The sequence below is a fragment of the Nocardioides sp. L-11A genome, assembly GCA_029961745.1.
Classification (GTDB): Bacteria; Actinomycetota; Actinomycetes; order Propionibacteriales; family Nocardioidaceae; genus Nocardioides.
In genome coordinates this window covers 1,720,907-1,744,609 of the sequence record CP124680.1, presented here as the reverse complement: position 1 = coordinate 1,744,609, position 23,703 = coordinate 1,720,907, and the positions used below count along the sequence as shown (strand labels likewise).

The window sequence follows — 23,703 nt, the reverse complement described above, 5'->3', positions numbered from 1 at the left end:
TCAGTCCAGCGAGCGCGCCCAGGTCCAGGCGTACTCCGGGTCCTCGACGGCCAGTCCGCCCTCGCCGAGCTCGAGCGGGGCGAAGGTGTCAACCATGACGGCCGACTCCTCGAAGTACTCCGCGCCCAGGGATGCCTCGATCGCCTGCGGCTGCGGGCCGTGGGCGTGGCCGCCGGGGTGGAGGGAGATGGAGCCCAGACCGATGCCCGAGCCCTTGCGTGCCTCGTAGTCGCCGGCGACGTAGAACATGACCTCGTCGGAGTCGACGTTCGAGTGGTAGTAGGGCACCGGTACGGCGAGCGGGTGGTAGTCGACCTTGCGCGGCAGGAAGTTGCAGATCACGAAGTTGTGCCCCTCGAAGACCTGGTGCACCGGCGGCGGCTGGTGGATCTTGCCGGTGATGGGCATGTAGTCGTCGATGTTGAAGGTGTAGGGGTACAGGCAGCCGTCCCAGCCGACGACGTCGAAGGGGTGGGTCGCGTACGTGTAGCGGGTGCCGACGACCTGGCCGCCGACCCGGTGCTTGACGAGGACCTCGACGTCGGCGCCGTCCTCGAGGTGGACGCCGGTCGGTCCGTGCAGGTCGCGCTCGCAGTACGGCGCGTGCTCGAGCAGCTGGCCGTAGCGCGACAGGTAGCGCTTGGGCGGAGCGATGTGGCTGTTGGCCTCGATGGCGTAGAGCCGCGACGGTTCGGCAGGCACCCAGCGGTGGGTGGTTGCGCGCGGGATGACGACGTAGTCGCCGGCGCGGTAGGTCAGCACGCCGAAGACGGTCTCGACCGTGCCGGAGCCGGTCTCGACGAAGACGCACTCGTCGCCGATCGCGTTGCGGTAGAGCGGAGACGGGCTGGCGCCGGCACCGCCGGTGACCACGTACGCGATCCGGACGTCGGCGTTGCCGAGGACCAGGCGGCGGTCGGTGACGGCGTCCGTGCCGGTGGTGAGGTCGTGGAGCCGGAGGTGGCGCGGCGTGAGCGGGTGGTTGGGGGTCCGGGCCTGGTCGGGAAGCTCCCACGTCTCGGCGGAGGTGATCGCGGACGGGACGCCGCGGTGGTAGAGCAGCGAGGAGTCGGAGGAGAAGCCCTCCTCGCCCATCAGCTCCTCGTAGTAGAGCCGCCCGTCTGCGTCTCGGAACTGCGTGTGCCGCTTCTGCGGGACCTCTCCGACCTGCCGGTAGTACGCCATCGCCACACCCCTCCTCGTTCACCATCGCTCGATATCAGAACATCCGTCGTTCTCATTTCGGACACTAGTCGCTACAGTGAGGCCGTGTCCATCCCCGTGCCCTTCCGCCACCTCGTCGACGACGCCGCGATCTTCCCTCCCGGCCTGGCCCCCCTCCCCGAGGCGGTCCGCGCCCATCGCGCCCATCCGGAGCGTCCTTATGCCGACCTGGTCGGCCCCCTCGTCGTGGACACCGCGCGGCTCGACGAGCTCGCCGCGCTCGACACCACAGGCGTCGCCGTCAGCGTGGTCGTGCCCGGCCCCGACGAGGTGGCCGGCGTGCCCGCCCGCGCCGCCGCGGCGGGCGTGGCCCTCGCCGGCCTGGAGGTGAAGCTCGGCGGCACCGCCGGGCCGGCCGCACAGGTCGCCGCCATCGCGGCCGACGCCCCTGCGGGCCTGCCGACCTATGTCGAGGTCCCCCGCCCCGGCGTCACCGGCTGGGCGGAGGCGCTGGACGCCGTCGCCGCCCACGGCCTGCGGCTCAAGTTCCGCACCGGGGGGACCGAGGCGGCCGCCTTCCCCTCCGAGGACGAGGTCGCGACGTGGATCGCCGCCGCGGTCGCGCGCGAGATCCCGTTCAAGTGCACCGCGGGGCTGCACAACGCCGTGCGCCACACCGGTCGGGAGACCGGCTTCGAGCACCACGGCTATCTGAACATCCTGTTCGCGACCGCCCGCGCCGTGGCCGGCGCCGACCACGCGACGCTGGTCGCCACGCTCGCCGAGCGCGATGCCACCACCCTCGCGGAGGCCGTGCGCGCGGGCGCGGACCTCGCCGCGGCCCGCGCCGCCTTCACCTCCTACGGCTCGTGCAGCGTCGCCGAGCCCTACGACGACCTGGTCGCCCTCGGCCTGGTCGCCTCCGCACCGATCCACCAGACCACCGAGGAGTTCCGCCGATGACCGACCAGCAGACCTGGGTCCCGGGCGCCGCCGGCAGCCTGTACGACGTCGACAACCTGCCGTACGCCGTCGTCACCACGACCAGCAGCGACGGCCCCGGCCGGATCGGCGTCCGGATCGGCGACCTCGTGCTCGACCTGGGCGCCGCGGCCCGCACCCTGCGCCCGGAGTGGAGCTCCCTGCTCGACGTCCCCGCCCTCAACCCGCTGCTCGCGGCCGGGCCGACGACCTGGGCCGAGGTCCGGGCCTGGGCGGTCCAGCTGCTCACCGAGCCCAGCCGACGGGAGCAGGTCAGTCTGCTGCCGCTGGCCGACGTCACCTGCGTGCTGCCGTTCACCGTCGCCGACTACGTCGACTACTACGCCTCCGAGCACCACGCCACCAACGTCGGCCGGATCTTCCGCCCCGACGGCGACGCCCTGCTCCCCAACTGGAAGCACCTGCCCGTCGGCTACCACGGCCGCGCGGGCTCGATCGTGGTCTCCGGCACCGACATCCGCCGGCCCGCCGGCCAGCGCAAGGCGCCCGACGAGGCGGCGCCGACGTACGGTCCGAGCCGCCGGCTCGACATCGAGGCCGAGCTGGGCTTCGTCGTCGGCCGCGCCGTGCCCCTCGGCACCCGCGTCGGCACCGGCGAGTTCGCCGAGACCGTCTTCGGCGTGACCGGCGTCAACGACTGGTCGGCACGCGACATCCAGGCCTGGGAGTACGTCCCGCTCGGCCCCAACCTCGCCAAGTCCTTCGCGACGTCGATCGGCGCCTGGGTGACACCGCTCGCCGCCCTCGAGGCGGCCCGCGTGCCACTGCCGGGCCAGGACGTGCCGCTCCTCCCCTACCTCCGCGAGGAGGGCCCCTCGGGCTACGACATCGACGTGGAGGTCGAGCTCAACGGCACCGTCGTCGCGCGGCCACCGTACCGCTCGATGTACTGGTCACCGGCACAGATGCTGGCGCACCTCACCGTCAACGGCGCCTCGCTGCGCGTCGGCGACCTGTACGCCTCCGGCACCATCAGCGGCCCTGAGAAGGACCAGCGCGGCTCCTTCCTGGAGCTGTCCTGGGGTGGCCGGGAGCCGTTCGTCGCGGGCGGCGCGGAGCGCACCTTCCTCGAGGACGGCGACGAGGTGGTCCTGCGCTACACGGCTCCCGGCACCCGGGGGCGGATCGGCCTCGGCGAGGTCCGTGGCAGGATCCTGCCGACCAGCTGAGCGGCGCCATGGATCGAGGCATGAGGAGGAACCGGTGTCGGATTCGGGCTCGCAGACGCTCGAGCGCGGCCTGGCCGTGCTGCTGGAGCTCGGCCGGCACCCGGAGGGCCTGACCGTGGCGGAGGCCGCCACCGCCTGCGGCCTGCACCGCTCGATCACCTATCGCCTGCTGGTCTCGCTCCACCGCACGGGCTTCGCGGCGCGCGACGAGGAGGGCCGCTACACCGTCGGCCCGACCACGGCCGGCCTCGCCGAGCACAGCCGGCCGCGGCTGCGGGACGTGGCCGAGCCCGTCCTGCACCAGCTGGCCCTGGAGATCGACGCGACGGCGAGTCTCGTCGAGATCAGCGGCGAAGCGGCCGTGACCACGGTCGTCGCCGAGCCGCCGACCGACGGCCCGCGCTTCTCCTACCGTCTCGGCAACCGTGACCCCCTCGACCGCGGCGCCGGCGGACTGGCCGCGCTCGCGTCCGGCCCGCCGCGTCCCGGCGAGCCCGCGCGGGTCGCCGAGATCCGCGCCGCGGGGCACGTCACGACGGAGGCCGAGCTCAACCCGGGGGCGTACGGCATCGCCGCTCCCCTGCCCGGCTGGCACGTGCTGGCCGCGGTCAACGTCGTGACCTCGCGACCCGAGCTTCTCGCCACGGCCGTCGAGCCGGTCCGCCGCGCGGTCGCGACCATCACCGCCGCCCTGCACTGACGCACGACCGACCCGGCGCGTCTGAACGCCGGAGAGACGCCGACCCGGCGCGTTCAAACGCGCCGGGTCGACGGTCCTGAGACGTTCAGATGCGCCGGGTCGACGGGGCGGGGCACATCGTTAGGGTGACGGCGTGCCGACCTTCGTCCTCGCCTCCGCCTCCCCCGCCCGCCTGGCGACCCTGCGCAGCGCGGGGCTCGACCCGCGGGTGGTGGTCTCGGGCGTCGACGAGTCCCAGGTCCGCGACGTGCCGCCCGCCGAGCTGGCACTGCGGCTGGCCGAGCTCAAGTGCGGGGCCGTGGCCGGGCTCGCCGACCTGCCGGACGACGCCCTGGTGCTCGGCTGCGACTCGGTCCTCGAGCTCGACGGCGTGGCACTCGGGAAGCCCCACGACGCGGCCGACGCGGTCCGACGCTGGGAGTCGATGCGCGGCCGGTCCGGGGTGCTGCACAGCGGCCACTGCCTGCGCGACCGCGCCAGCGGGCACCAGGTCGCGGCCACGGCGTCGACGACGGTCCACTTCGCCGACGTCACCGACGACGAGATCGCCGACTACGTCGCGACCGGCGAGCCGCTCCACGTCGCCGGCGCGTTCACCGTCGACGGTCTCGGCGGCGGGTTCGTGACCGGCATCGAGGGCGACCACCACAATGTCGTCGGCGTGAGCCTGCCGCTGCTGCGCGGGATGGTCCGCGAGCTCGGGCACCGGTGGACCGACCTGTGGGCGCGCTGACGGCCCTCCTCGCCACCCCGCTGGCCCTGGCCGCCCTCGCCCCGGGCCCGGCGGAGCCGGCGGACCCGGCCCCGGTGAGCCACCCGGTCACGCTGCCGGGTGACGCTCCGGCGACCGTCCGGCTGGAGCGCACGGTGCCGGGCAGCACCTTCCACCTCGCCCTCTGGTACGTCGGCGCGGGCGACTCCGTCGGCGAGGGCGTCCGGATCACGGTCGGCACGACGCCGGACGACACCGGCTGCGGCAGTGGCGCGGTGTTCCGCCCGACGCTCGGCGAGACCGCTCCCCTGATCACCGCGAGCGCCTCGACCTGGACCGACGAGCCGGAGCACCCGTGCGCCGTCGCGGCGCAGCTCTACGCCGGCGTGGGCGTGCCCAGCGACCCGGCCGATCGCGGCCGCCCCGCGACCCTGCTGGTCTACGAGGAGCCCCCGCTGCCGGCGTACTCCTTCGGGCTGCTGCGTGAGCCCGTCCTCCCGGACTGGGCGCCGCCCGCACCCGGCCCGTCCTCCCGGCCCGTCGCGGTGGGCACGACACCGGCCGACGCACCCCTCGTGGCGGCGGGCAGCCATCCGCTCACGCTGCGCCCGGGCGGCCGGGCGGTGGTCCGGGTACCGCTCGACTGGGACCAGTCACTGCGAGCCCAGGTCGACGGGAGCCCCGAGGCCACGGTGACGATCCTCGGGCCCCTGCTCGGCGAGGACGTCGCGTCGAGCGCGCCCGGCCGGGCACAGTCGCACGTCGTGTCCTACCTGCACCGCGACTCCTTCGACCCGACCCGAAGCGGGGCGTCCCTCGCGGGCGAGCGCTATGTGCTGGTCGGCCTACCGCAGCGGGCCCGGCCGGCAGAGGTCACGCTCCGCCTGGCCGTCGACGGCAGTCCGGGCGACGGCGTGCCCGACTACGCCACGGCCCCGCACGCGGACGCCCCGGACGCCACGGACGGCCGGGAGGACGGCGGCCTGCCTGCGCCGGTGTGGGTCGGCGCCGGCGCGCTCGTCGTGCTCGGCGCGGTCGCGCTCACTCGACGGGGAGCCCGAGCCCGCGGGCGATGAGCATCCGCTGGACCTCCGAGGTGCCCTCGCCGATCTCGAGGATCTTGGCGTCGCGGTAGAACCGCGCGACGGGGTACTCCTCCATGAAGCCGTAGCCGCCGAAGACCTGGGTCGCGATCCGGGTGGCGGTCACGGCCGACTCGCTCGCGTAGAGCTTGGCGACCGACGCGGCCTGCTTGAACTCCTTCATCGAGGGCCCGCGACCGCCCGCCATCGCGTCCTTCATCGCGGCGGCGCGGTAGGTGAGCATCCGCGAGGCGTGCAGCATCACCTCGAGGTCGGCGACCTGGAAGGCGACGCCCTGCTTGCGGCCGATCGGGCCGCCCATCGTGTGCCGGTCGAGGGAGTACTCCACGCACAGGTCGACGCAGGCCTGGATCAGCCCGACCGCGAGCGCGGCGATGGCGACCCGGCCGTCGTCGAGGATGGCGAGGAACTGGGCGTAGCCGCGGCCGCGCTCGCCGACGAGGTGGTCCTCGGGCACCCGGCAGTCGGTGAAGGAGAGCGGGTGCGTGTCGGAGATGTGCCAGCCGAGCTTGTCGTAGGCCGGCTCCGCGACGAAGCCCGGGGTGCCGGCCGGGACGATGATCGCGGAGATCTCCGGCCGGCCGGACTCCGCGACACCGGTGCGTGCCGTCACGGTGACCAGGCTGGTGATGGCGGAGCCGGAGTTGGTGATGAACTGCTTGCCACCGTTGATCACCCACTCACCGCCGTCGAGCTCGGCGCGGGTCTTCGTGGCCCCGGCGTCGGATCCGGCACCGGGCTCGGTGAGACCGAACCCGGCGAGCCGCTGACCGGCGACCAGATCGGGCAGCCAGGTCTTCTTCTGCTCGTCGGAGCCGTAGGTGAGGATCGGGTTGACGCCGAGCCCGACGCCCGCCTCGAGCGTCACGCCGAGCGACTGGTCGATCCGGCCGAGCTCCTCGATCGCCAGGCACAGCGACGTGAACGGGCCGTCGGCCGCCTCGAGGCCGGCGCCGCCGTACTCCTCCGGGGCGGTGAGACCGAACAGCCCCAGCTCGCCCATCTTCTGGACCACGTCGGTCGGGAAGTGGTGGGCCTTGTCCCACTCCGCCACGTGCGGGCGGATGGTGGCCTCGGCGAAGTCCCGGACGGTACGCCGGAACTCCTCGTGCTCACGCGACAGCTCGAACTGGGTCATGTCCCCATCGTAGGTCACGAGGTTAATGTTTGTTAACCGGCGACCCCGTTCAATTTCGCCACGCCCGCGACCGATTCGTCGGAGGATGGCCCGCATGTCCCCCGTTCCCCGCACCGTCCTCCGCCTCGCCGCTGCCCTCGCCGGGGCGCTCGGCCTCGTGGCCACCGGCCCCGGCCTCGCGTCCGCCGCCGACCTGGTCCACACCGACCCGGCGCGCGACGTCGTCACCGCCTCCTTCTCGTCGGACAAGGAGCAGGTCGCACCGGGCGAGCGCGGCATCGACATCCGCAAGGTGCGGGTCAGCCACGGGACGGACACCCTGGTCATCCACCTGCGAACCCGCGGCCGGCTCCCCCGCAAGGGCGTCATCCTCAATGCGGCGGTCCGGACGCCCGGTGGCACCTACGACCTCGCCCACCTCCGGTTCGCCGGCGCCACCGAGTCCGCTCTCGTGATCGGCGGGACGGCGGTCCCGTGCGCCGGCTTCGGGGCCGAGCAGGGCCGGCGGACGGCCACCTTCACCGTCCCCACGGCCTGCATCGGCGACCCCGCGTGGGTGCGCGTCGGCGTCGGGGTCGCCCGGACCAGCGGGAAGCGCTTCTACGCCGACGACGGCCTCAGCCGCACGACCGGGATGCGGCTGAAGCTGTCCGGCCGGATCGCGCGCGGCTGAGCCGGCTACGCCGTACGCCGCCGGTCCTGCTGCGAGCCGTCCCGCTCGTCGGCCCGCGGGGCGCGCACGGCGCGGGCCCGCCCGGCCGACTTGGCCTCGTAGAGGGCGCCGTCGGCGTCGGCCACCGCCAGGTCGATGTCGTCACCGGGGACGACGGTCGCGATGCCGAAGCTGACCGTCGGCATCACGCTCGCGTCGTCGCCGCGGTAGCGCCGCGCGATCTCCTCGACCACGGCCTCGGCCGGGGCCCCGCGGACGAGGAGGACGAACTCGTCGCCACCGAGGCGGCCGAGCAGGCCGCGGACCCCGACCACCTCCTGGCAGGCGGCCGCGAACGCGGTGAGGGCGCGGTCGCCCGCCGCGTGCCCCAGGCCATCGTTGATGCTCTTGAAGCGGTCGAGGTCGGCCACGACGACGGCGGCGTCGCCGTGGGCCGGGCCGCGGTCGAGCTCCCGCTGGGCCGCCCGCAGGAACTCGGAGCGGTTGAGCAGGCCGGTCAGCCCGTCCCGGGTCGCCTGCACCCGCAGCTCGGAGGTCTGCTGCTCGTGGCTGAGCGCCGACATGCTGAAGGTGACCACCACGAGCAGCACCATCATGAGCAGGGTCGTGACCTGAGCCCCGAAGACCGCCAGGAAGAACGGGTGGGTCGGGCCGACGACCACGAACGCGATCGTGCGCGCCAGGTAGAACACGGCGATGACGGCCGAGACGACGGCCATCGCCGTGAGGACGAACCGGTACTGGACGCGGGCGGCGCCACCGGCGCCGAGGTCGCGCAGCACCAGGGCGAGCTCCCGCGCGGAGGCGCCGATCAGGCAGGCCATGCCGGCCAGGTAGACCGCACCACCCGACCAGATGTCGGTGCGCGGGTCGTCGGCGAACGACACGACCAGCACGGTCGCCGGCACCACCAGCAGCTGCCAGAGCCGCACCCGCCGCTCGCGCAGCGAACGACCACCCGCCCACACGCACGCCGCACCGAGCACCCCCGTCGTGTTGCCGAGCGGGTTCGCCACGACCTGCGCCGGCGACCCGTTGAACAGGAACAGCAGGGCGCTGACGATGAAGAACGTCAGGGACGCGCACCACCAGCCGCTGTACGACGACCGGGTCGAGCGGTAGGTGGCCCCGTAGAAGAGCGCGAGGACACAGATCGCGACGAGCCCGAAGGCCACCCGCAGGGTCACCGTGTCCAGCATGTCTCCAGGCTAGGACGGCTCCCGCCCGCGCGCGCAGGGACGCGGGCGATCATGACCGAAGGCCGGTACGCCATGGTCATTTCGGGTGGATTCACCGCCCGCGGGCCGGGACCTAGTCCCGGGCCGGGACGCACGGCCGCACGACGTAGGCTTCCCCAGCGTGAACCAGCTGCGCGACCCCGCCCATCGGGTCAGTCCCCGGGCCCGCCTGATGTGGTACGTCGAGACCGGGATCTCGGCCGTGATCGTGGCGGTCGGGCTCAGCGTGGCCGCAGTGCTCGCCGGGCCGGACGGCCTGCGCTGGTGGCTGGTGGGTCTTGCCGTCGTCGTCTGCGCGGCGGTCGCGGTCGTCGTCCCGCAGTGGCGCTATCGCGTGCACCGCTGGGAGGTGTCCGCGACCGCGGTCTACACCCAGCGCGGCTGGTGGGCGCGAGAGCGGCGGATCGCGCCGATGTCGCGAGTGCAGACGGTCGACCTCGCCCAGGGCCCGCTCGCGCGGCTCTTCCGGCTCGCGACCGTCACGGTGACCACGGCGTCGGCCGCCGGCCCCCTCCAGATCGAGGGCCTCGACCGGCCGGTCGCGCTGGCGCTCGTCGACGAGCTGACCCGCAAGGCCGACCTCGTCGAGGGTGACGCGACGTGAGCCTGCCCCCGCCGCCCCCACCTCCGCCCCCACCTCCGGCGCCTGCTCCGGCACCGGCCCCGGCCCCCGATGCCTGGCACCGCCTCGACCCCCGCATGCTCCTGGTCCACCCGATCAAGGAGGTCGGCAAGTTCCTGCCGGTGCTGCTCGGCCTGGTCGTCGCCGGCAGCGCGTCCGGCATCGGCCCGTGGGCCCTGCTGGGCGTCGGACTCCCCGTCGGCCTCGGCGTGGTGCGCTACCTCACGACGACCTACCGGATCACCGGCGGCCGGGTCGAGCTGAGGCGCGGACTGCTGCAGCGGCACACCCTCTCCACCCCCGTCGACCGGGTCCGCACCGTCGACCTGAGCGCCTCGCCGATCCACCGGGTGCTCGGCCTGGCGACCGTCGTGATCGGCACGGGCAGCGTCGCGAGCGACAGCGACGAGCGACTCGAGCTCGACGCGCTGCCCCGGGAGGAGGCGGCGCGACTGCGGGCCGCGCTGCTGCGCACCGTCGCGGCCGCCGACGCCCCGGAGCCGGGTGCCGTCCCCGAGTCGGAGCAGGTCGTCGCCCGGTTCTCGCCGCGCTGGCTGTGGTACGCCCCCTTCAGCGGCACCGTCCTGGTCGGCCTCGGCGCGATCGTCGGTGTCGGCTTCCAGCTCATGGAGTCGATCGAGATCCGGGTCAGCGAGGACGACCTCGCCGCGATCGGGCAGTCCTTCGTGCTCACCCTCGTCGTCGGCGCCGTCCTACTGGTGACGCTGCTCGCGGTCGGCGGCTACCTCGTCACCAACGGCGGGTTCGTCCTGAGCCGGCACGGCGCCGCGTGGCACGTCCGGCGCGGCCTGCTCACCCGCCGGGAGACGAGCATCGACGTCGCCCGCCTGGCCGGCGCCAGTATCGGCGAGCCGGCCGCCCTGCGCCTGGCGCGCGGTCGCCGGGTGGGCGCGATCGTCACCGGTCTCAGCGGCGACCAGTCCAGCTCGGCCGTCCTGCTTCCCCCCGCACCCCGCGCGACCGGGTACGACGTCGCGGCCGCCGTGCTGGGCACGACGGCCCCGGTCACCGGCGCGCTGCTCCCCCACGGCCGGGCGGCGACCACCCGGCGCTACACCCGGGCCCTGCTCGGCGCGCTGCCGTTCGTCGCGGCGGTCGTGGCCGCGGTGCTCGCGGGGGCGCCGACCTGGCTGCTCCTGCTCGCGGCGGCGCCGGTCGTCGTCGCCCTCGCCCTCGCCCGCGACCGGGCCGGCGCGCTCGGGCACGCCTTCGTCGACGGCCACGTGGTGATGCGCTCCGGCTCGGCGCTGCGCACCCGCGACGCACTCGCCGCGGGCCACGTGATCGGCTGGAACCAGCGCGCCACCTGGTTCCAGCGCCGGGCCGGGCTGGTCTCGCTGGCCGCGACGACGGCCGGCGGCAAGGGCCAGGTCCACGTGCCCGACGTACCGGTGGCCGCGGCGATCGCACTCGCCGAGGCGGCGACGCCGGGCCTGCTGGGCCAGTTCCTGACCCGCTAGGTCCAGTCCGCCGCGAGCTCGAGCCGGGTGAGCAGGCGGTGCGGTCGCTCCAGCGCACGGGCCACCCGGTCGTCGCGCCGCATCGGGTTGGCTCCGGCGCCGGGCCGGACGACGAGGTCCTCCGGCCCCGGGACGGTGCCGCAGGCCGGGCAGCGGCCGAGCGCGTCGACGTCGGTGCCGCAGTCGGCGTGGCTGAAGACCCGCGCGGGGTGGCGGGCCCCGACGTGCTGCTCGCCCCACCTCGCGAGCGCGAACACGACCGGCCACAGCGCCCGCCCGGCCTCGGTGAGGAGGTACTCCGGGTGTCCGTCGACCGTGGTCCGGGACAGCACTCCGTCGGCGACGAGGCCGTCGAGGCGGGCGGTGAGCACCGCTCGAGAGATGTCGAGATGGTCCCGCAGGTCGGTGAACCGGCGGACGCCGAAGAAGCAGTCCCGCAGGATCAGCAGGGTCCATCGCTCTCCCACGACCTCGAGGGCGCGCGCGAGATAGCAGCCCTGCTGGTCGTATCCGGTGCCGAGCGCCACACCGCCATCCTAGCTCGAAGTCTGTTCACCAGACCATGACTCTGCCACCATGGTTCGGTGAACAGACCAGCCGCGGCGGCCCTCACCCTGACCTCCGTCAGCACCTTCGTCGCGATGGTCGCCTACTCCGGCCCGCTCGGGAACGCGACCACCCTCACGGCCGCGTTCGTCGCGTCCCCCGCGGCGACGACCTGGCTGCTCAGCTCGATGAGCGTCGGCCTGGCCGTGGGCCTGCTGCCGGCGGGAGCGCTGGCCGACCTGACGGGACGACGGCGGGTGTTCACCGGCGGCGCCCTCGTCTTCGCCACGGGCTCAGCGCTCTGCGCCGTGGCCGCGGACACCCGGACGTTCGTCACCGGCCGCGTGATCGAGGGCCTGGGCGCGGCCGGTGTCATCGCCACCGGCCTCGGCCTGGTCGCCGCGGTCACGACCGATCCGGCGCACCGCGCCCGCTCGGCCGCGTGGTGGGGCGGCAGCATGGGCCTCGGGATCGCGGGCGGACCGCTGCTCACGGGACTCTTCGACCTCGGCGAGCTGTGGCCGGCGACCTACGCACTGCTCACGGCAGCCGGGCTCGCCATGGCCGCGGCGGCGCGCCGCTGCTTCGTGGAGTCCGAGGTCGACCCCGGGCGCCGGATGGATCTCGCCGGCGCCGCACTGATGGCGATCGGCCTCACCGCGCTGCTGGTCACGCTCGTCGAGGCCCGCCGCGGCGACCTGGGGGTCGCCGTGACCGGCGCCGCCGTCGCGCTCGTCACATTGGCCGGCTTCGCCGTCGTGCAGGTGCGCCGTCGCCACCCGATGCTCGAGCCCGCCCTGCTGCGCCACCGGGGATTCACGGCCGCCGCGCTCGCGGCCGTGGGCACCGGCGCCGGCGTCATCGCCCTGATGTCGTTCTCGGGCACCTTCGCGACCGGCGCGATGGGCCTGAGCAGCCTCCAGGCCGGCGCCCTGCTCGCACTCTGGTCGGCGACGAGCGCTGTGGCCGCGCTCGCGCTGCGCCCTCTCACCCTGCGCCTCGCCGGCACCACCCAGCTCGCCGCGGGCCTGGTCGGCGCCGGCGTGGGCCTGCTCATGCTGTCGGGACTCGGCGGCCCGCCGTCCGCCCTCCGACTGGCACCGGGGCTGATCGTGGCCGGGATCGCCAGCGGGCTCCTCAACGGAGGTCTCGGCCGGCAGGCGATCGCGACCGTGCCCGCCGGGCGGGCGGCGGTCGGCACCGGCGTCAACAACACGGCCCGGTACGTCGGGGCGGCGGTCGGCACCACGCTGGTCAGCGTCCTCGCGGCGACGCCCCACGCCTCGGCGGCCGCGCAGGTGGCAGGCTGGAACCACGTCACCCTGCTCGCCGGCGCGATCTCACTCGGGACCGCCGTCGCGATCGTCGCGATCGACCGGGGTCGACCCGCCGAGGAGGCCCGATGACCCACGCACCCGACCAGCCCGACGGCAGCTACGCGCCGGTGACGGACGGCCGGCCCGACCCCGGCGAGGTCGTCTGGGCCTGGGTGCCCTACGAGGACGACCCGCGCCAGGGCAAGGACCGGCCGGTGCTGGTCATCGGCACCGCGACCGACCGCGACGGCGGCGAGCTGCTGCACTGCCTGGTCATGACGAGCAAGGACCACGACCGCGACGAGGCCCAGGAGGCTGCCGCGGGGAGGTACTGGATGGATATCGGCACCGGCGCCTGGGACCCGCGCGGGCGCCCCAGCGAGGTCCGGCTCAACCGGCTCCTGGTCCTCGACCCCCACGACGTACGACGCGAGGGGGCCGCGCTGGATCCCGGTATCTACGCGGAGGTCATCGCCGCGCGCCGGCGGTTCACGCGCTGAGCCCGGATCGGCGGAGGGGTCAGCGCAGGAGCAGGGAGCCCCGCCAGATCTTGTGGTCGCGCTCCGCGACCATGCCGTTCGTCTCCAGGACCGGCATCACCTTCTCGCCCATCCAGGCGATCGTCTCGCGGTAGCTCTCGTTGCCGAGCGCCTGCCGGCGGGCCTCTGCCGGGTCGAGTCCGACGGATGCGTAGACCTCGGGGTGGACCAGCGAGCGCATCGTCACGTAGGCGACCTGCGCGGTCATCGCCTGGTGCCAGCGCAGCTTCGCGCGGCTCAGGCCGCGCACGGCCTTCTCCAGCTCGTCGCGCGCGAAGGTGACGTGGCGGGCCTCCTCGGTGACGTGGATCCGCGCGACCATCCGGGTCAGCGGCTGGATCCGTTCGTCGCGCATCATCTCGCGCTGCCAGCGGTCGACCGGCTCCTCGCCGATCAGGATGCCGGCGTACGCGCTGGCGCCGCGCAGGGTCAGCGGGCCGAGCTTCGCGAGCCGGCGCGGCATCGGGCGGGGACCGTAGGCCGGCACGCCCATCGCACCGATCGCGCGGCCGAACATGACCGTGTGACGGGTCTCGTCACCGACCTCGGTGAGCGCGAACTGGGTGCGCGCCGACCGCGGGTCGGCACTGTAGGCGTCGCGCAGCAGGATCTGCATGAGCACGATCTCGAACCAGATCCCGACGCTGGCGATGCTCGCGACCTCGTGCATGGACAGCGTGATCCGCTGCTCCTCGCTCAGCCGGCGCCACATCGGCGTGCCGTAGAGGGACATCCGCTCCGGCTGCATCCACCACAGCCCGGGGACGGGCGGCGCGTTCCAGTCGAGGTCGACCTCGGGGTCGTAGGACTGGCGCGCCGTCGAGCGCAGCAGCCGCTGCGCCAGCGCGTCCGCCCCGCTGGCACCGGTGACGTCGTCGACGAGGGTCACGGTCTGCCTCCTGGCTCCTCAGTGATGACTACATATTACCGTCGGTAACGGATAATAGTACCCTGGGGCCCATGGCCTCCAACGTCAAGCGCGACGGGCGCACGACCCGCTGGGAACAGCACCGCACCGAACGGCGTGAGGAGTTCGTCCTCGCGGCCGTGCGCGCCATCGACGCGCTCGGCCCGGACGCGTCGGTCGCCGACATCGCCGCCGAGGCGGGCGTGAGCAAGCCGGTCCTCTACCGCTACTTCGCCGACAAGAGCGAGCTGCACGCCGCGGTCGGCTCGTGGGCGGCCGACCTGGTCCTCGCGCGCGTGCTCGCCGCGGTGCTCACCCCCGCGTCGGCCCGCGACCGGGTGAGCGCCGGCGTGGCGGCGTACCTCGACACGCTGGCCGAGCATCCCCAGGCCTTCCTCCTGCTCAGCCGGCCCGCCGGCGGCACCGACCCGCTGGCCGCCGGGAAGGACCAGGTCGCCACCAAGCTGACCCGCCTGCTCGGCGACGCGCTGCGCCATCTCGGCGGCGACACCGGCGCGGCCGAGCCGTGGGCGCACGCCGTGGTCGGTCTCAGCACGTCCGTCGGCCACTGGTGGCTGGAGCGGCACACCGTCTCGCGCGCGGCCGCGGCCGCCTACCTGAGCGACTTCATCTGGCACGCGCTCTCCGGTGCGACCGCGGAGAGCGGCGTCGACCTCTCCCGCCTCGACGCCGGGCGCGGCACGGGCAGCGTCACCCCGATCCGCACGGAGCGCCGCCGGTGAGCGCGACGCCCGGCGTCCGGCCCGCGGCGCACGAGCCCCAGGCGGAGTACGACGGCCCGGCGACCCTCGTCGTCGAGGGCGCGGAGCACCCGGTCGCGGTCACCCTGCGGGGCGCCTTCCAGCCGCTCGACGGGCATTTCCACTGGTACGGCCGGATCGCCGCCTCCGCCACTCTCGCCACGGTCCGCAGCGGGTCGTCCGTCACCCTCCGCACCGCCCACGGCACCGCCGACGGCAAGGTCGCCGACGTCGACCCCTGGGGGCGGTTCCGGGTCAGCGGGACCGGTCGGCCGCCCTTCTGAGGTCCCCGAGGCGGACTCGGCTCAGCCGGGCGTGACGATCACGTCGACCGCCTCGAGCTCGGTGTCCGGCCCCGCGCGATAGGCGTGCGGACGGTCGGCCGCGAAGCGCACGTGGTCACCGGGGCCGAGCGCGACCGAGCGGCCGTCGTACTCCACGACGCCCGCGCCGCTCACCACCACCAACTGCTCCTCGACCCCTCGCGAGTGGGCCGGCGAGCGGCGCTCGACGCCCGGCGCGAGGCGGATCAGGTAGACCTCGGTCGTGCGGCCCGGCTCGCGCACCACCCGGACCCGGGTCGTGACCATGCCGTGGTCCGCGAGCACGGCACCGTCGTGGTCGTCGAGCAGCGCGGCCAGCGGTACGCCGAGCGGCGCCGCGACGGCGTACAGGGTGTCGAGGGTGGGGTTGCGCCGTCCGGTCTCCAGCTCCGAGAGGGAGCCCTTGCCGATCCCGGCCTGGGCGGCCAGGGCCGAGAGGGAGAGGCCGCGCGCCTCCCGCAGCGCCCGGATGCGGGCCCCGACGCCCGCGCCGGCCGGCTCCGCCACTCGCGCCATCGGCTCCCCTCCGCCTAAGATGTTCCGTAAACAGAACGCCGCACCGGTGTTCGCGAGGAGGCGGCGTGTCCGAGCAGAGTACTCACGGTCCCGTGCTGGCCGGCGTCGTCACCGCGCTCGTCGGGTTCAGCAGCTCCTTCGTCGTCTGCCTGGCCGGGCTCACCGCGGTCGGGGCGTCCCCGCGACAGGCGGCCTCCGGCCTCGCCACCCTGCTCGTCACCCAGGCCCTCGGCATGCTCTGGCTCTCCGTGCGGCACCGGATCCCGGTGACCCTGGCCTGGTCGACCCCCGGCGCCGCGCTGCTGGCCACGTCGGCCGGCGTCACCGGCGGTTGGCCGGCCGCGGTCGGCGCCTTCGTCGCGACCGGCGTGCTCATCGTGCTGACCGCCCTCATCCCGCGGGTCGGCGACCTGGTCGCCGCGATCCCGGCCAGCCTGGCCCGCGCCATGCTCGCCGGCGTCCTGCTCCCGCTGTGCCTGGCTCCCGTGACCGCGCTGGTCGACTCCCCGGCCGCCGTCGCCCCGCTGGTCGTGACCTGGCTGCTGCTCCTGCGGATCGCCCCGCGTTGGGCGGTGCCCGGGGCGCTGCTCGTCGCGCTGATCACCGTGGTGGCCACCGCGCGGATCGACGCCGCCGACCTCGCGCCGCACCTGACCTGGACCACGCCGTCCTGGTCGCTGTCGGCGCTCGTCGGCATCGCCCTGCCGTTGTACGTCGTCACGATGGCCTCGCAGAACGTGCCCGGCGTCGCGGTGATGAACGGGTTCGGCTACCGCGTGCCCTGGCGGGAGTCGCTGGCCGTCACCGGCCTCGGCACGGTCGTCGGCGCTCCCACGGGCGGGCACGCGATCAACCTGGCCGCGATCACCGCCGCCCTCGCCGCGGGCCCGACGGCCGGGCCGGACCCGCGCCGGCGCTGGATCGCCGCCGTCACCGCGTCGATCGCCTACCTGGTCCTCGCGGTGGGCAGCACCGCGCTGGCCACCCTCGTGGTCGCCGCCGCGGACGGCGTGATGCAGGCGGCGGCCGGTCTCGCCCTGCTCGGCACGCTCGGCGCGGCGCTGGGCGACGCCCTCGCCGACCCCGCGGAGCGGGAGCCGGCCGCGGCGACCCTCGTCGTCGCGGCCTCCGGCATCAGCGTGCTCGGGATCGGTGCCGCGTTCTGGGCGCTCGTGGTCGGCCTGCTGCTGCGGGCCTTCCTGCGCGCGGGGCGGCCCCAGGTCAGGCCAGGCGGAAGAGCGTCGACTTCAGCCCGAACCTGACCCGGAACTGGTCGCCGGTCAGGGTCGTGCTGGTGCTCGCGCCGACGACCTTGACCTCCGTCACCCGCCCTCCGGCGTTCGGGTCCGGGCTGGCGACGAGTTCGAGGTGGTCGAAGTCGCCGATCCCCGGGAACTGCGCCTCGATCGCGTCGTCGGTCAGCTGCACCGACCAGGAGTTGTTGGGGTTGCCCGAGCCGGCCTCGTAGGGGTCCGGCTTCGCGACCTGGTACGGCAGCGTGCCGAGCGCGGTCCAGCCGCCGTTGCTGGAGGAGAACTGGGTGAACGCCGGCGCGCCGCCGTACGTGCGGACCTGCCGCGCGGTCGCCTTGATCGCGGCGGTCGCCTCCGGCTGTTCCACGCCGACGCCCCGATAGACCTGCGACTGCGTGGTGTCGTAGACGTCGAAGACACCGCGGTCGTTGTTGTCGCGCTCGAAGATCGCGTACGTGCGGGCGGCGACCGCCTGCGCCTGGACGGCCTGCGGGTGCCACTTGGCGGGCATCTCGGAGGGCACGACCCCGCGCAGGTACTTCTCCACGCTCACCACGTTGACGGTGTCGCGGCCCTGACCGCCGGCCGGGACGACGGAGCGGATCTTGCCGCGGTAGTCGACCGGACCGCCCGGCATGTAGAGCCGGAGGGTGCCGCCCTTGGCCTTGAACTCGGCCTGCCCGGGGATGATCCGGACCTTCTTCCAGCGCTTCACCTTGACCGAGAGCTTGGTGTCGCCGCCGTGGGCGGTCAGCTTCCAGCGCTTCGCGCCGCGCTGGCCCAGCTTCCAGGTCCTGCCGGTGGCGAGACTGCGGACCTTGAGCTTCGCGCGGTGCTGCACGACGACATTGCTGGAGGTGTCGCCGGTGAGCAGCACCTTCACCGGGCCGCCTGCCTGCCCGGGCGCCGTACCCGGGTAGTAGAAGTCGAGGATCTGCGCGACGCTGAGGCCCTGCTCGGCCGCGCCCTTCGCGCCGTACTGCGACAGGCCCTTGCCGTGCCCCCACCCGCTGCCGGCGAGCGTGACCGTCTCCGGGCCCGCCGCCGGGGCCGCCGCGGCGGTCGGCAGCGCGCCGGGCAGGGCGGCGGGCAGGCCGACCCCGAGAGCGAGGCCGGTGACGAGCGTGGTGACGGTTCCCGGGAACAGGCGCATCGTCCGAGAGTAGCCGCCGGTTGAGGCCACGACGCCGTCGCGCAATAGGCTGGAACCATGACCGAGCTCGACAGCACGCAGACCCCGGCCCCGACGAACGCGGCCGTGATCTCGGGAGCTAGCGCCGACAGTGCTGATTTTTCGGTACCGGACAAGCCGGCGCTGGAGGGCCTCGAGGAGAAGTGGGCGCAGCGCTGGAAGGACGCCGACACCTACGGCTTCGACCGCACCCAGCCCCGCGAGAACGTCTACGCGATCGACACCCCGCCGCCGACCGTGAGCGGCAGCCTGCATGTCGGGCACGTGTTCTCCTACACCCACACCGACCTGATCGCCCGCTTCCAGCGGATGCAGGGCAAGTCCGTCTTCTACCCGATGGGCTGGGACGACAACGGCCTGCCCACCGAGCGCCGGGTGCAGAACTACTTCGGCGTGCGCTGTGACCCGTCGCTGCCGTACGACGCCGACTTCACCCCACCCGCCAAGCCGGACCCCAAGCGACAGATCCCGATCAGCCGGCCCAACTTCATCGCCCTGTGCGAGCAGTTGGTCGAGCAGGACGAGAAGGTCTTCGAGGACCTCTGGCGCACCCTCGGCCTCAGCGTCGACTGGAACACCACCTACACGACGATCGGCCCGAAGGCGCAGACCGTCAGCCAACGGGCCTTCCTGCGCAACCTGGCCCGCGGCGAGGCCTACCTCCAAGAGGCGCCCACGCTGTGGGACGTCACCTTCCAGACCGCGGTCGCGCAGGCCGAGCTGGAGGCCCGCGACTACGCCGGCGCCTACCACCGGGTGGCCTACCACCGCCCCGACGGCGCCCCCGTCTACGTCGAGACGACCCGTCCCGAGCTGATCGCCAGCGCCGTCGCCCTGATCGCGCACCCCGACGACGAGCGCTACCAGGACCTGTTCGGCACCACGGTCACCTCGCCCGTCTTCGGGGTGGAGATCCCCGTGCTGGCGCACGCCGCCGCCGAGAAGGACAAGGGCGCCGGCATCGCGATGTGCTGCACCTTCGGCGACCTCACCGACGTCCAGTGGTGGCGCGAGCTGCAGCTGCCCGTCCGCACGGTCATCGGCCGTGACGGCAGGTTCCTGCGGGAGACCCCGGAGTGGCTCTCGGGCGAGGCCGCCGCGGCGGCGTACCAGGACCTCCAGGGGAAGACGGTCCACTCGGCGCGCGAGGCGATGGTCGCCAAGCTCAAGGAGTCAGGGGACCTCGACGGCGACCCGAAGCCCACGCAGCGGATGGCGAACTTCTACGAGAAGGGCGACAAGCCGCTCGAGATCGTCTCCACCCGCCAGTGGTACATCCGCAACGGCGGTCGCGACGGCGAGATCCGCAAGCAGATGCTCGAGCGCGGTGCCGAGATCGAGTGGCTGCCGCCGCACATGAAGCACCGCTACGACAACTGGGTCGGCGGCCTCAACGGCGACTGGCTGGTCTCGCGACAGCGCTTCTTCGGCATCCCGTTCCCGGTCTGGTACCCCCTCGACGCCGAGGGCGAGCCCGACTACACCCGACTGCTGCTGCCCACCGAGGCCGAGCTGCCGATCGACCCGTCGACGCAGGCGCCGACCGGCTACACCGAGGAGCAGCGCGGCAAGCCGGGCGGCTTCATCGGCGATCCCGACGTCATGGACACCTGGGCGACCTCCTCGCTCACCCCGCACATCGCGGGCGGCTGGGAATCCGACCCCGACCTGTGGTCGCGGGTGTTCCCCATGGACCTGGCCACCCAGGCCCACGACATCATCCGCACCTGGCTGTTCTCGCGGGTCGTGCGGGCACACTTCGAGAACCACGTGGCGCCGTGGTCGCACGCGATGATCTCCGGCTTCATCGTCGACCCGGACCGCAAGAAGATGTCGAAGTCCAAGGGCAACGTCGTCGTCCCCAACGAGATCCTCGACAAGTACGGCGCCGACGCGGTCCGCTGGCGGGCCGCCATCGCCCGCCCCGGTCTGGACTCGCCCTTCGACGAGACCCAGATGAAGGTCGGACGCCGGCTGGCGATGAAGGTCCTCAACGCCTCGAAGTTCGTCCTCGGCAGCGTCGGCGCCACGACCTTCAGCGCCGCCGCCGTCAGCCAGCCCGTCGACACCGCTCTGCTGGGCCGCCTCGCCGGCGTCGTCCGCCGCGCCACCGAGGCGTTCGAGGCCTACGACTACACGACCGCCCTCGAGGTCAGCGAGAAGTTCTTCTGGGAGTTCTGCGACGACTACCTCGAGCTGGTCAAGGAGCGCGCGTACGCCGACGACGGCGACGCCTCCTCCTCCGCCCAGGCCACCCTCGCCTTCGCGCTGCAGGTCCAGCTCCGACTCCTCGCGCCCTTCCTCCCCTATGTCACCGAGGAGGTCTGGTCCTGGTGGCAGGAGGGCTCGGTGCACCGTGCCCCGTGGCCGACGGTCGCCGAGCTCGGCTCCCCCGCCGCCTCCGACGGCTCCCTGATCGACGCCGTCGCGGGCGCCCTGTCCGGCATCCGCGGCGCGAAGTCGGCCGCCAAGGTCAAGATGCGGGCGCCGCTGGCCCGGGTCGAGGTCACCGGTCCCGCCCGGCTGGTCGAGGCCGCCGAGAAGGCCGCCGAGGACCTGCGTCGCAGCGGCAACGTGGTCGGCGAGCTCGTGTTCACCACCGCCGAGGACGCCACCGAGCTGACCGTGAGCGCCGAGATCGCCGAGGAACCCGCTGTGCCCGCCGAGGGCTGAGCGCCGCTCGGGGACTTCACGGCGGCTCTGCGGCGTCGGATTCACCACGGGATGTAGGCCAAGCGGCGCTTCCCAGGTGGAACTCCGCACGGGAAGCGCTGGTTGGGCTACATCCCGTGGTGAATCCGCAGTCACGTTAGAGCGATACGCGAGCCAGCACGCTCACGACGCCCAGCCGCGGTACCGCGGTAGCCGATGCTCCAGCCGGCGCGCCAGGGCGCCAGGTCGGTCGTAGTCCGACCAGATGAACCGGATAACGACGAACTGGGTCGCCTCTCGGATGCCGTCCTCACGCTTCTTCTCCTCGAACACCACCTCGCCCGGCTCCTGCCCCTCCCGCAGCAACCTGCCGTACTTCACCTTCCCGTCGAACTCACCGATGGTCTGGTACTCGGGCCAGGCCCAGTCGCAGATGCCGAGCAGTTGATCGTCCCGACCGCGGACCTCCCATTGCAGCTCAGGCGCCGGGAACCCGAGGACGCGGAACCACCACCGTCCACGGCTCTCCCCCACCGAACCGGCGCTTCCGTCGGCCATCCGGACCGGGATCTGGAGATGGCGCATGAACGGCCAGTTCTGCATGTGAGCGTGCCGCGCGCGGAGAGCGGCCTCGTCGAACAGCCGCGATCGGAGTCCGGCATCGAGCACGCACAGCGCCGCCTCGTTGCCGTGACGTGAAGCAGCCTCGAGGACGCACCGCTCGGGGCGCAGGACCTGACCGATCTCGGTGTCGATCACGTCGCCCTCGAGAGCCACTCCTTCATGGTGGACGACGTCACCCTCGATGCGCCCCTGGGCACCGTCGAGTCTGGTCACGTGGACCCGGCGCAGGTCGAGCTGCCACGAGTCGATGCGGTGAGCCAGGACGCCCGACGTATGGCTGAGCGCGACCGCGCCCCCGAGCGATCGCAGCACCGCTCGGGACCGCACGAGGTGGCGTCCGACATCGTCCAGGGTCGCCCATTCGTCACCGAAGGCGTAGTAGCCCCGCCGGAACCGGATCCAGTGGCCGGCACGCACCAAGCGGGTGATGTCCTTGTCCGCGTAACCGGCATTGAGCGCTTCGCGGCGGGTGAAGAAGCCGCATTCAGCGGTGAGGAAACGCAGCGGGTCCATGCAGCGATCATCTGCGAATCGGCATGATGCCTGCAGGCCGCGCAGCGTGGCCTGTGGATAAGCGGGCCCGTTCGCTCCTTGTGGACGCTCTTCGGCACCTGCGGCGGGTTCATCACGGGATGGAGACGGATGGTCGCTTCCGTGGTGGAACTCCACTACGGAAGCGTGGGTTCACCTACATCCCGTGATGAATCCGAAGCCCCCGGGACACAGGAACGCCCCGCCAGGTTAGGCAGACCGGTCAGGCCGACTTCTTCTTCTTGGTCTCCCGCAGCACCAGCGTGGGCGCGACATCGTCCATGACGACGTCGCGGGTCACCACGACCTTCTCGACGTCTCCACGGCTGGGGACGTCGTACATCACGTGAAGGAGGACCTCCTCGATGATGGCGCGCAGGCCGCGGGCACCGGTGCCGCGCTCGAGGGCCTTGTCGGCGATCGCGGCGACGGCGTCGTCGGTGAACTCCAGCTCGACACCGTCGAGGTCGAAGAGCTTCTTGTACTGCTTGACCAGGGCGTTGCGCGGCTCGGTGAGGATCTGGACCAGGGCCTCCTGGTCGAGCGGGCTGACGCTCGCGATCAGCGGCAGGCGGCCGATGAACTCGGGGATCAGGCCGAACTTGGTGAGGTCCTCGGGGCGGACCTGGGCGAGCAGGTCGTCGGCGGCCCGCTCGGCCTCGCCACGCGGCTCGGCGGTGAAGCCGAGGGACTTCTTGCCCACCCGCTGCTCGATGATGTGCTCCAGGCCGGCGAAGGCGCCGCCCACCACGAACAGGATGTTGGTGGTGTCGATCTGGATGAACTCCTGGTGCGGGTGCTTGCGGCCGCCCTGCGGCGGCACCGAGGCGGTGGTGCCCTCGATGATCTTCAGCAGCGCCTGCTGGACGCCCTCACCGGAGACGTCGCGCGTGATCGACGGGTTCTCGGCCTTGCGGGCCACCTTGTCGATCTCGTCGATGTAGATGATGCCGGTCTCGGCCTTCTTGACGTCGTAGTCGGCGGCCTGGATCAGCTTGAGCAGGATGTTCTCGACGTCCTCGCCGACGTAGCCGGCCTCGGTCAGCGCCGTGGCGTCCGCGATCGCGAACGGGACGTTGAGCATCCGGGCCAGGGTCTGGGCGAGATAGGTCTTGCCACACCCGGTCGGACCGATGACGAGGATGTTGGACTTGGCCACCTCGACGACCTCGTCCTTGCTGTGCTTGCCCGACGCACCGCCGATCGCCTGCACACCGGCCTGGACTCGCTTGTAGTGGTTGTAGACCGCGACCGCGAGGGACTTCTTGGCCTGCTCCTGCCCGATGACGTAGGAGTTCAGGAACTCGAAGATCTCCTTGGGCTTGGGCAGGTCGGCGAGCTCGACCTCGGAGCCCTCGGCGAGCTCCTCCTCGATGATCTCGTTGCACAGGTCGATGCACTCGTCGCAGATGTAGACACCCGGACCTGCGATGAGCTTCTTGACCTGCTTCTGGCTCTTGCCGCAGAACGAGCACTTCAACAGGTCGCCACCGTCACCGATGCGTGCCACGGGTCCTCCTCACAATCGAACTCCCCGACCG

At 73.1% G+C, this 23,703-nt stretch carries 23 protein-coding genes; 14 read left to right on the top strand and 9 right to left on the bottom strand.

Going from position 1 to position 23,703, the window contains the following annotated elements; genetic code table 11:
* Positions 1–1,185 carry a homogentisate 1,2-dioxygenase gene (locus QJ852_08175; GenBank protein ID WGX98414.1) on the bottom strand — a complete coding sequence of 395 codons (1,185 nt, stop codon included), beginning with the start codon at positions 1,183–1,185 and terminating at the stop codon, positions 1–3.
* A gap of 84 nt (positions 1,186–1,269) precedes the next feature.
* On the opposite strand from QJ852_08175, the gene QJ852_08170 reads away from it, so the two are divergent.
* From QJ852_08170 to QJ852_08150, 5 genes are all read left to right on the top strand, one after another.
* Positions 1,270–2,127 carry a hypothetical protein gene (locus tag QJ852_08170; protein WGX98413.1) on the top strand — a complete coding sequence of 286 codons (858 nt, stop codon included), beginning with the start codon at positions 1,270–1,272 and terminating at the stop codon, positions 2,125–2,127.
* Complete coding sequence (gene fahA, locus QJ852_08165) at positions 2,124–3,335, top strand: fumarylacetoacetase (protein WGX98412.1); 1,212 nt, start codon at positions 2,124–2,126, stop codon at positions 3,333–3,335. Before QJ852_08170 ends, fahA begins: the two co-directional genes overlap by 4 nt.
* Positions 3,336–3,369: 34 nt before the next feature.
* On the top strand, positions 3,370–4,035 hold the full coding sequence (locus tag QJ852_08160; GenBank protein WGX98411.1) for a helix-turn-helix domain-containing protein: 666 nt from the start codon (positions 3,370–3,372) through the stop codon (positions 4,033–4,035).
* A 133-nt stretch (positions 4,036–4,168) separates the two neighbouring features.
* On the top strand, positions 4,169–4,768 hold the full coding sequence (locus QJ852_08155) for a Maf family protein (GenBank protein WGX98410.1): 600 nt from the start codon (positions 4,169–4,171) through the stop codon (positions 4,766–4,768).
* Positions 4,756–5,823, top strand: a complete 1,068-nt coding sequence (locus tag QJ852_08150) for a hypothetical protein (protein ID WGX98409.1) — start codon at positions 4,756–4,758, stop codon at positions 5,821–5,823. Before QJ852_08155 ends, QJ852_08150 begins: the two co-directional genes overlap by 13 nt.
* On the opposite strand, the gene QJ852_08145 is transcribed toward QJ852_08150, so the two are convergent.
* On the bottom strand, positions 5,789–6,988 hold the full coding sequence (locus QJ852_08145) for an acyl-CoA dehydrogenase family protein (protein ID WGX98408.1): 1,200 nt from the start codon (positions 6,986–6,988) through the stop codon (positions 5,789–5,791). The two genes, QJ852_08150 and QJ852_08145, sit on opposite strands and share 35 nt — an antisense overlap.
* Before the next feature lie 94 nt (positions 6,989–7,082).
* Here QJ852_08145 and QJ852_08140 point away from each other — a divergent pair, with 94 nt between their 5' ends.
* Positions 7,083–7,661, top strand: coding sequence for a hypothetical protein (locus tag QJ852_08140; GenBank protein WGX98407.1), 579 nt, complete (start codon positions 7,083–7,085; stop codon positions 7,659–7,661).
* Positions 7,662–7,666: 5 nt separating this feature from the next.
* Here the strand turns inward: QJ852_08140 and QJ852_08135 are convergent, their stop codons facing one another.
* Positions 7,667–8,860: a GGDEF domain-containing protein gene (locus QJ852_08135; protein WGX98406.1), complete on the bottom strand. Its 1,194-nt coding sequence runs from the start codon at positions 8,858–8,860 to the stop codon at positions 7,667–7,669.
* Between the two features lie 160 nt (positions 8,861–9,020).
* Between QJ852_08135 and QJ852_08130 the strand changes: the two genes are divergently transcribed.
* Both QJ852_08130 and QJ852_08125 read left to right on the top strand, forming a co-directional pair.
* Complete coding sequence (locus QJ852_08130) at positions 9,021–9,503, top strand: PH domain-containing protein (GenBank protein WGX98405.1); 483 nt, start codon at positions 9,021–9,023, stop codon at positions 9,501–9,503.
* On the top strand, positions 9,500–11,002 hold the full coding sequence (locus QJ852_08125) for a PH domain-containing protein (protein WGX98404.1): 1,503 nt from the start codon (positions 9,500–9,502) through the stop codon (positions 11,000–11,002). The genes QJ852_08130 and QJ852_08125 overlap by 4 nt, the downstream gene beginning before the upstream one ends.
* On the opposite strand, the gene QJ852_08120 is transcribed toward QJ852_08125, so the two are convergent.
* Positions 10,999–11,529: a helix-turn-helix domain-containing protein gene (locus QJ852_08120; GenBank protein ID WGX98403.1), complete on the bottom strand. Its 531-nt coding sequence runs from the start codon at positions 11,527–11,529 to the stop codon at positions 10,999–11,001. The two genes, QJ852_08125 and QJ852_08120, sit on opposite strands and share 4 nt — an antisense overlap.
* A gap of 57 nt (positions 11,530–11,586) precedes the next feature.
* Here QJ852_08120 and QJ852_08115 point away from each other — a divergent pair, with 57 nt between their 5' ends.
* Together QJ852_08115 and QJ852_08110 are read left to right on the top strand one after the other, a co-directional pair.
* Positions 11,587–12,954: an MFS transporter gene (locus QJ852_08115; protein WGX98402.1), complete on the top strand. Its 1,368-nt coding sequence runs from the start codon at positions 11,587–11,589 to the stop codon at positions 12,952–12,954.
* On the top strand, positions 12,951–13,364 hold the full coding sequence (locus QJ852_08110; GenBank protein ID WGX98401.1) for a type II toxin-antitoxin system PemK/MazF family toxin: 414 nt from the start codon (positions 12,951–12,953) through the stop codon (positions 13,362–13,364). The genes QJ852_08115 and QJ852_08110 overlap by 4 nt, the downstream gene beginning before the upstream one ends.
* A gap of 19 nt (positions 13,365–13,383) precedes the next feature.
* Here the strand turns inward: QJ852_08110 and QJ852_08105 are convergent, their stop codons facing one another.
* Positions 13,384–14,292 (bottom strand): diiron oxygenase, encoded by a 909-nt coding sequence (locus tag QJ852_08105; protein WGX98400.1) that lies wholly within the window; start codon positions 14,290–14,292, stop codon positions 13,384–13,386.
* Positions 14,293–14,363: 71 nt separating this feature from the next.
* Between QJ852_08105 and QJ852_08100 the strand changes: the two genes are divergently transcribed.
* Together QJ852_08100 and QJ852_08095 are read left to right on the top strand one after the other, a co-directional pair.
* Positions 14,364–15,053 (top strand): TetR family transcriptional regulator, encoded by a 690-nt coding sequence (locus QJ852_08100; GenBank protein WGX98399.1) that lies wholly within the window; start codon positions 14,364–14,366, stop codon positions 15,051–15,053.
* On the top strand, positions 15,050–15,355 hold the full coding sequence (locus QJ852_08095) for a DUF4873 domain-containing protein (GenBank protein WGX98398.1): 306 nt from the start codon (positions 15,050–15,052) through the stop codon (positions 15,353–15,355). Before QJ852_08100 ends, QJ852_08095 begins: the two co-directional genes overlap by 4 nt.
* A gap of 21 nt (positions 15,356–15,376) precedes the next feature.
* Here QJ852_08095 and QJ852_08090 read toward each other — a convergent pair whose 3' ends face one another.
* Positions 15,377–15,910, bottom strand: coding sequence for an XRE family transcriptional regulator (locus tag QJ852_08090; protein ID WGX98397.1), 534 nt, complete (start codon positions 15,908–15,910; stop codon positions 15,377–15,379).
* Positions 15,911–15,975: 65 nt separating this feature from the next.
* On the opposite strand from QJ852_08090, the gene QJ852_08085 reads away from it, so the two are divergent.
* A complete protein-coding gene (locus QJ852_08085; protein ID WGX98396.1) occupies positions 15,976–17,172 on the top strand; it encodes a benzoate/H(+) symporter BenE family transporter in 1,197 nt (398 codons plus the stop codon).
* Here the strand turns inward: QJ852_08085 and QJ852_08080 are convergent.
* Complete coding sequence (locus tag QJ852_08080; GenBank protein WGX98395.1) at positions 17,132–18,316, bottom strand: SpoIID/LytB domain-containing protein; 1,185 nt, start codon at positions 18,314–18,316, stop codon at positions 17,132–17,134. The two genes, QJ852_08085 and QJ852_08080, sit on opposite strands and share 41 nt — an antisense overlap.
* 57 nt (positions 18,317–18,373) lie before the next feature.
* Here QJ852_08080 and valS point away from each other — a divergent pair, with 57 nt between their 5' ends.
* Positions 18,374–21,028 carry a valine--tRNA ligase gene (gene valS, locus QJ852_08075; protein WGX98394.1) on the top strand — a complete coding sequence of 885 codons (2,655 nt, stop codon included), beginning with the start codon at positions 18,374–18,376 and terminating at the stop codon, positions 21,026–21,028.
* A gap of 162 nt (positions 21,029–21,190) precedes the next feature.
* Here the strand turns inward: valS and QJ852_08070 are convergent, their stop codons facing one another.
* Together QJ852_08070 and clpX are read right to left on the bottom strand one after the other, a co-directional pair.
* A complete protein-coding gene (locus QJ852_08070; protein ID WGX98393.1) occupies positions 21,191–22,300 on the bottom strand; it encodes a type IV toxin-antitoxin system AbiEi family antitoxin domain-containing protein in 1,110 nt (369 codons plus the stop codon).
* Between the two features lie 85 nt (positions 22,301–22,385).
* Positions 22,386–23,672, bottom strand: coding sequence for an ATP-dependent Clp protease ATP-binding subunit ClpX (gene clpX, locus QJ852_08065; GenBank protein ID WGX98392.1), 1,287 nt, complete (start codon positions 23,670–23,672; stop codon positions 22,386–22,388).
* Between the last annotated feature and the right edge of the window lie 31 nt (positions 23,673–23,703).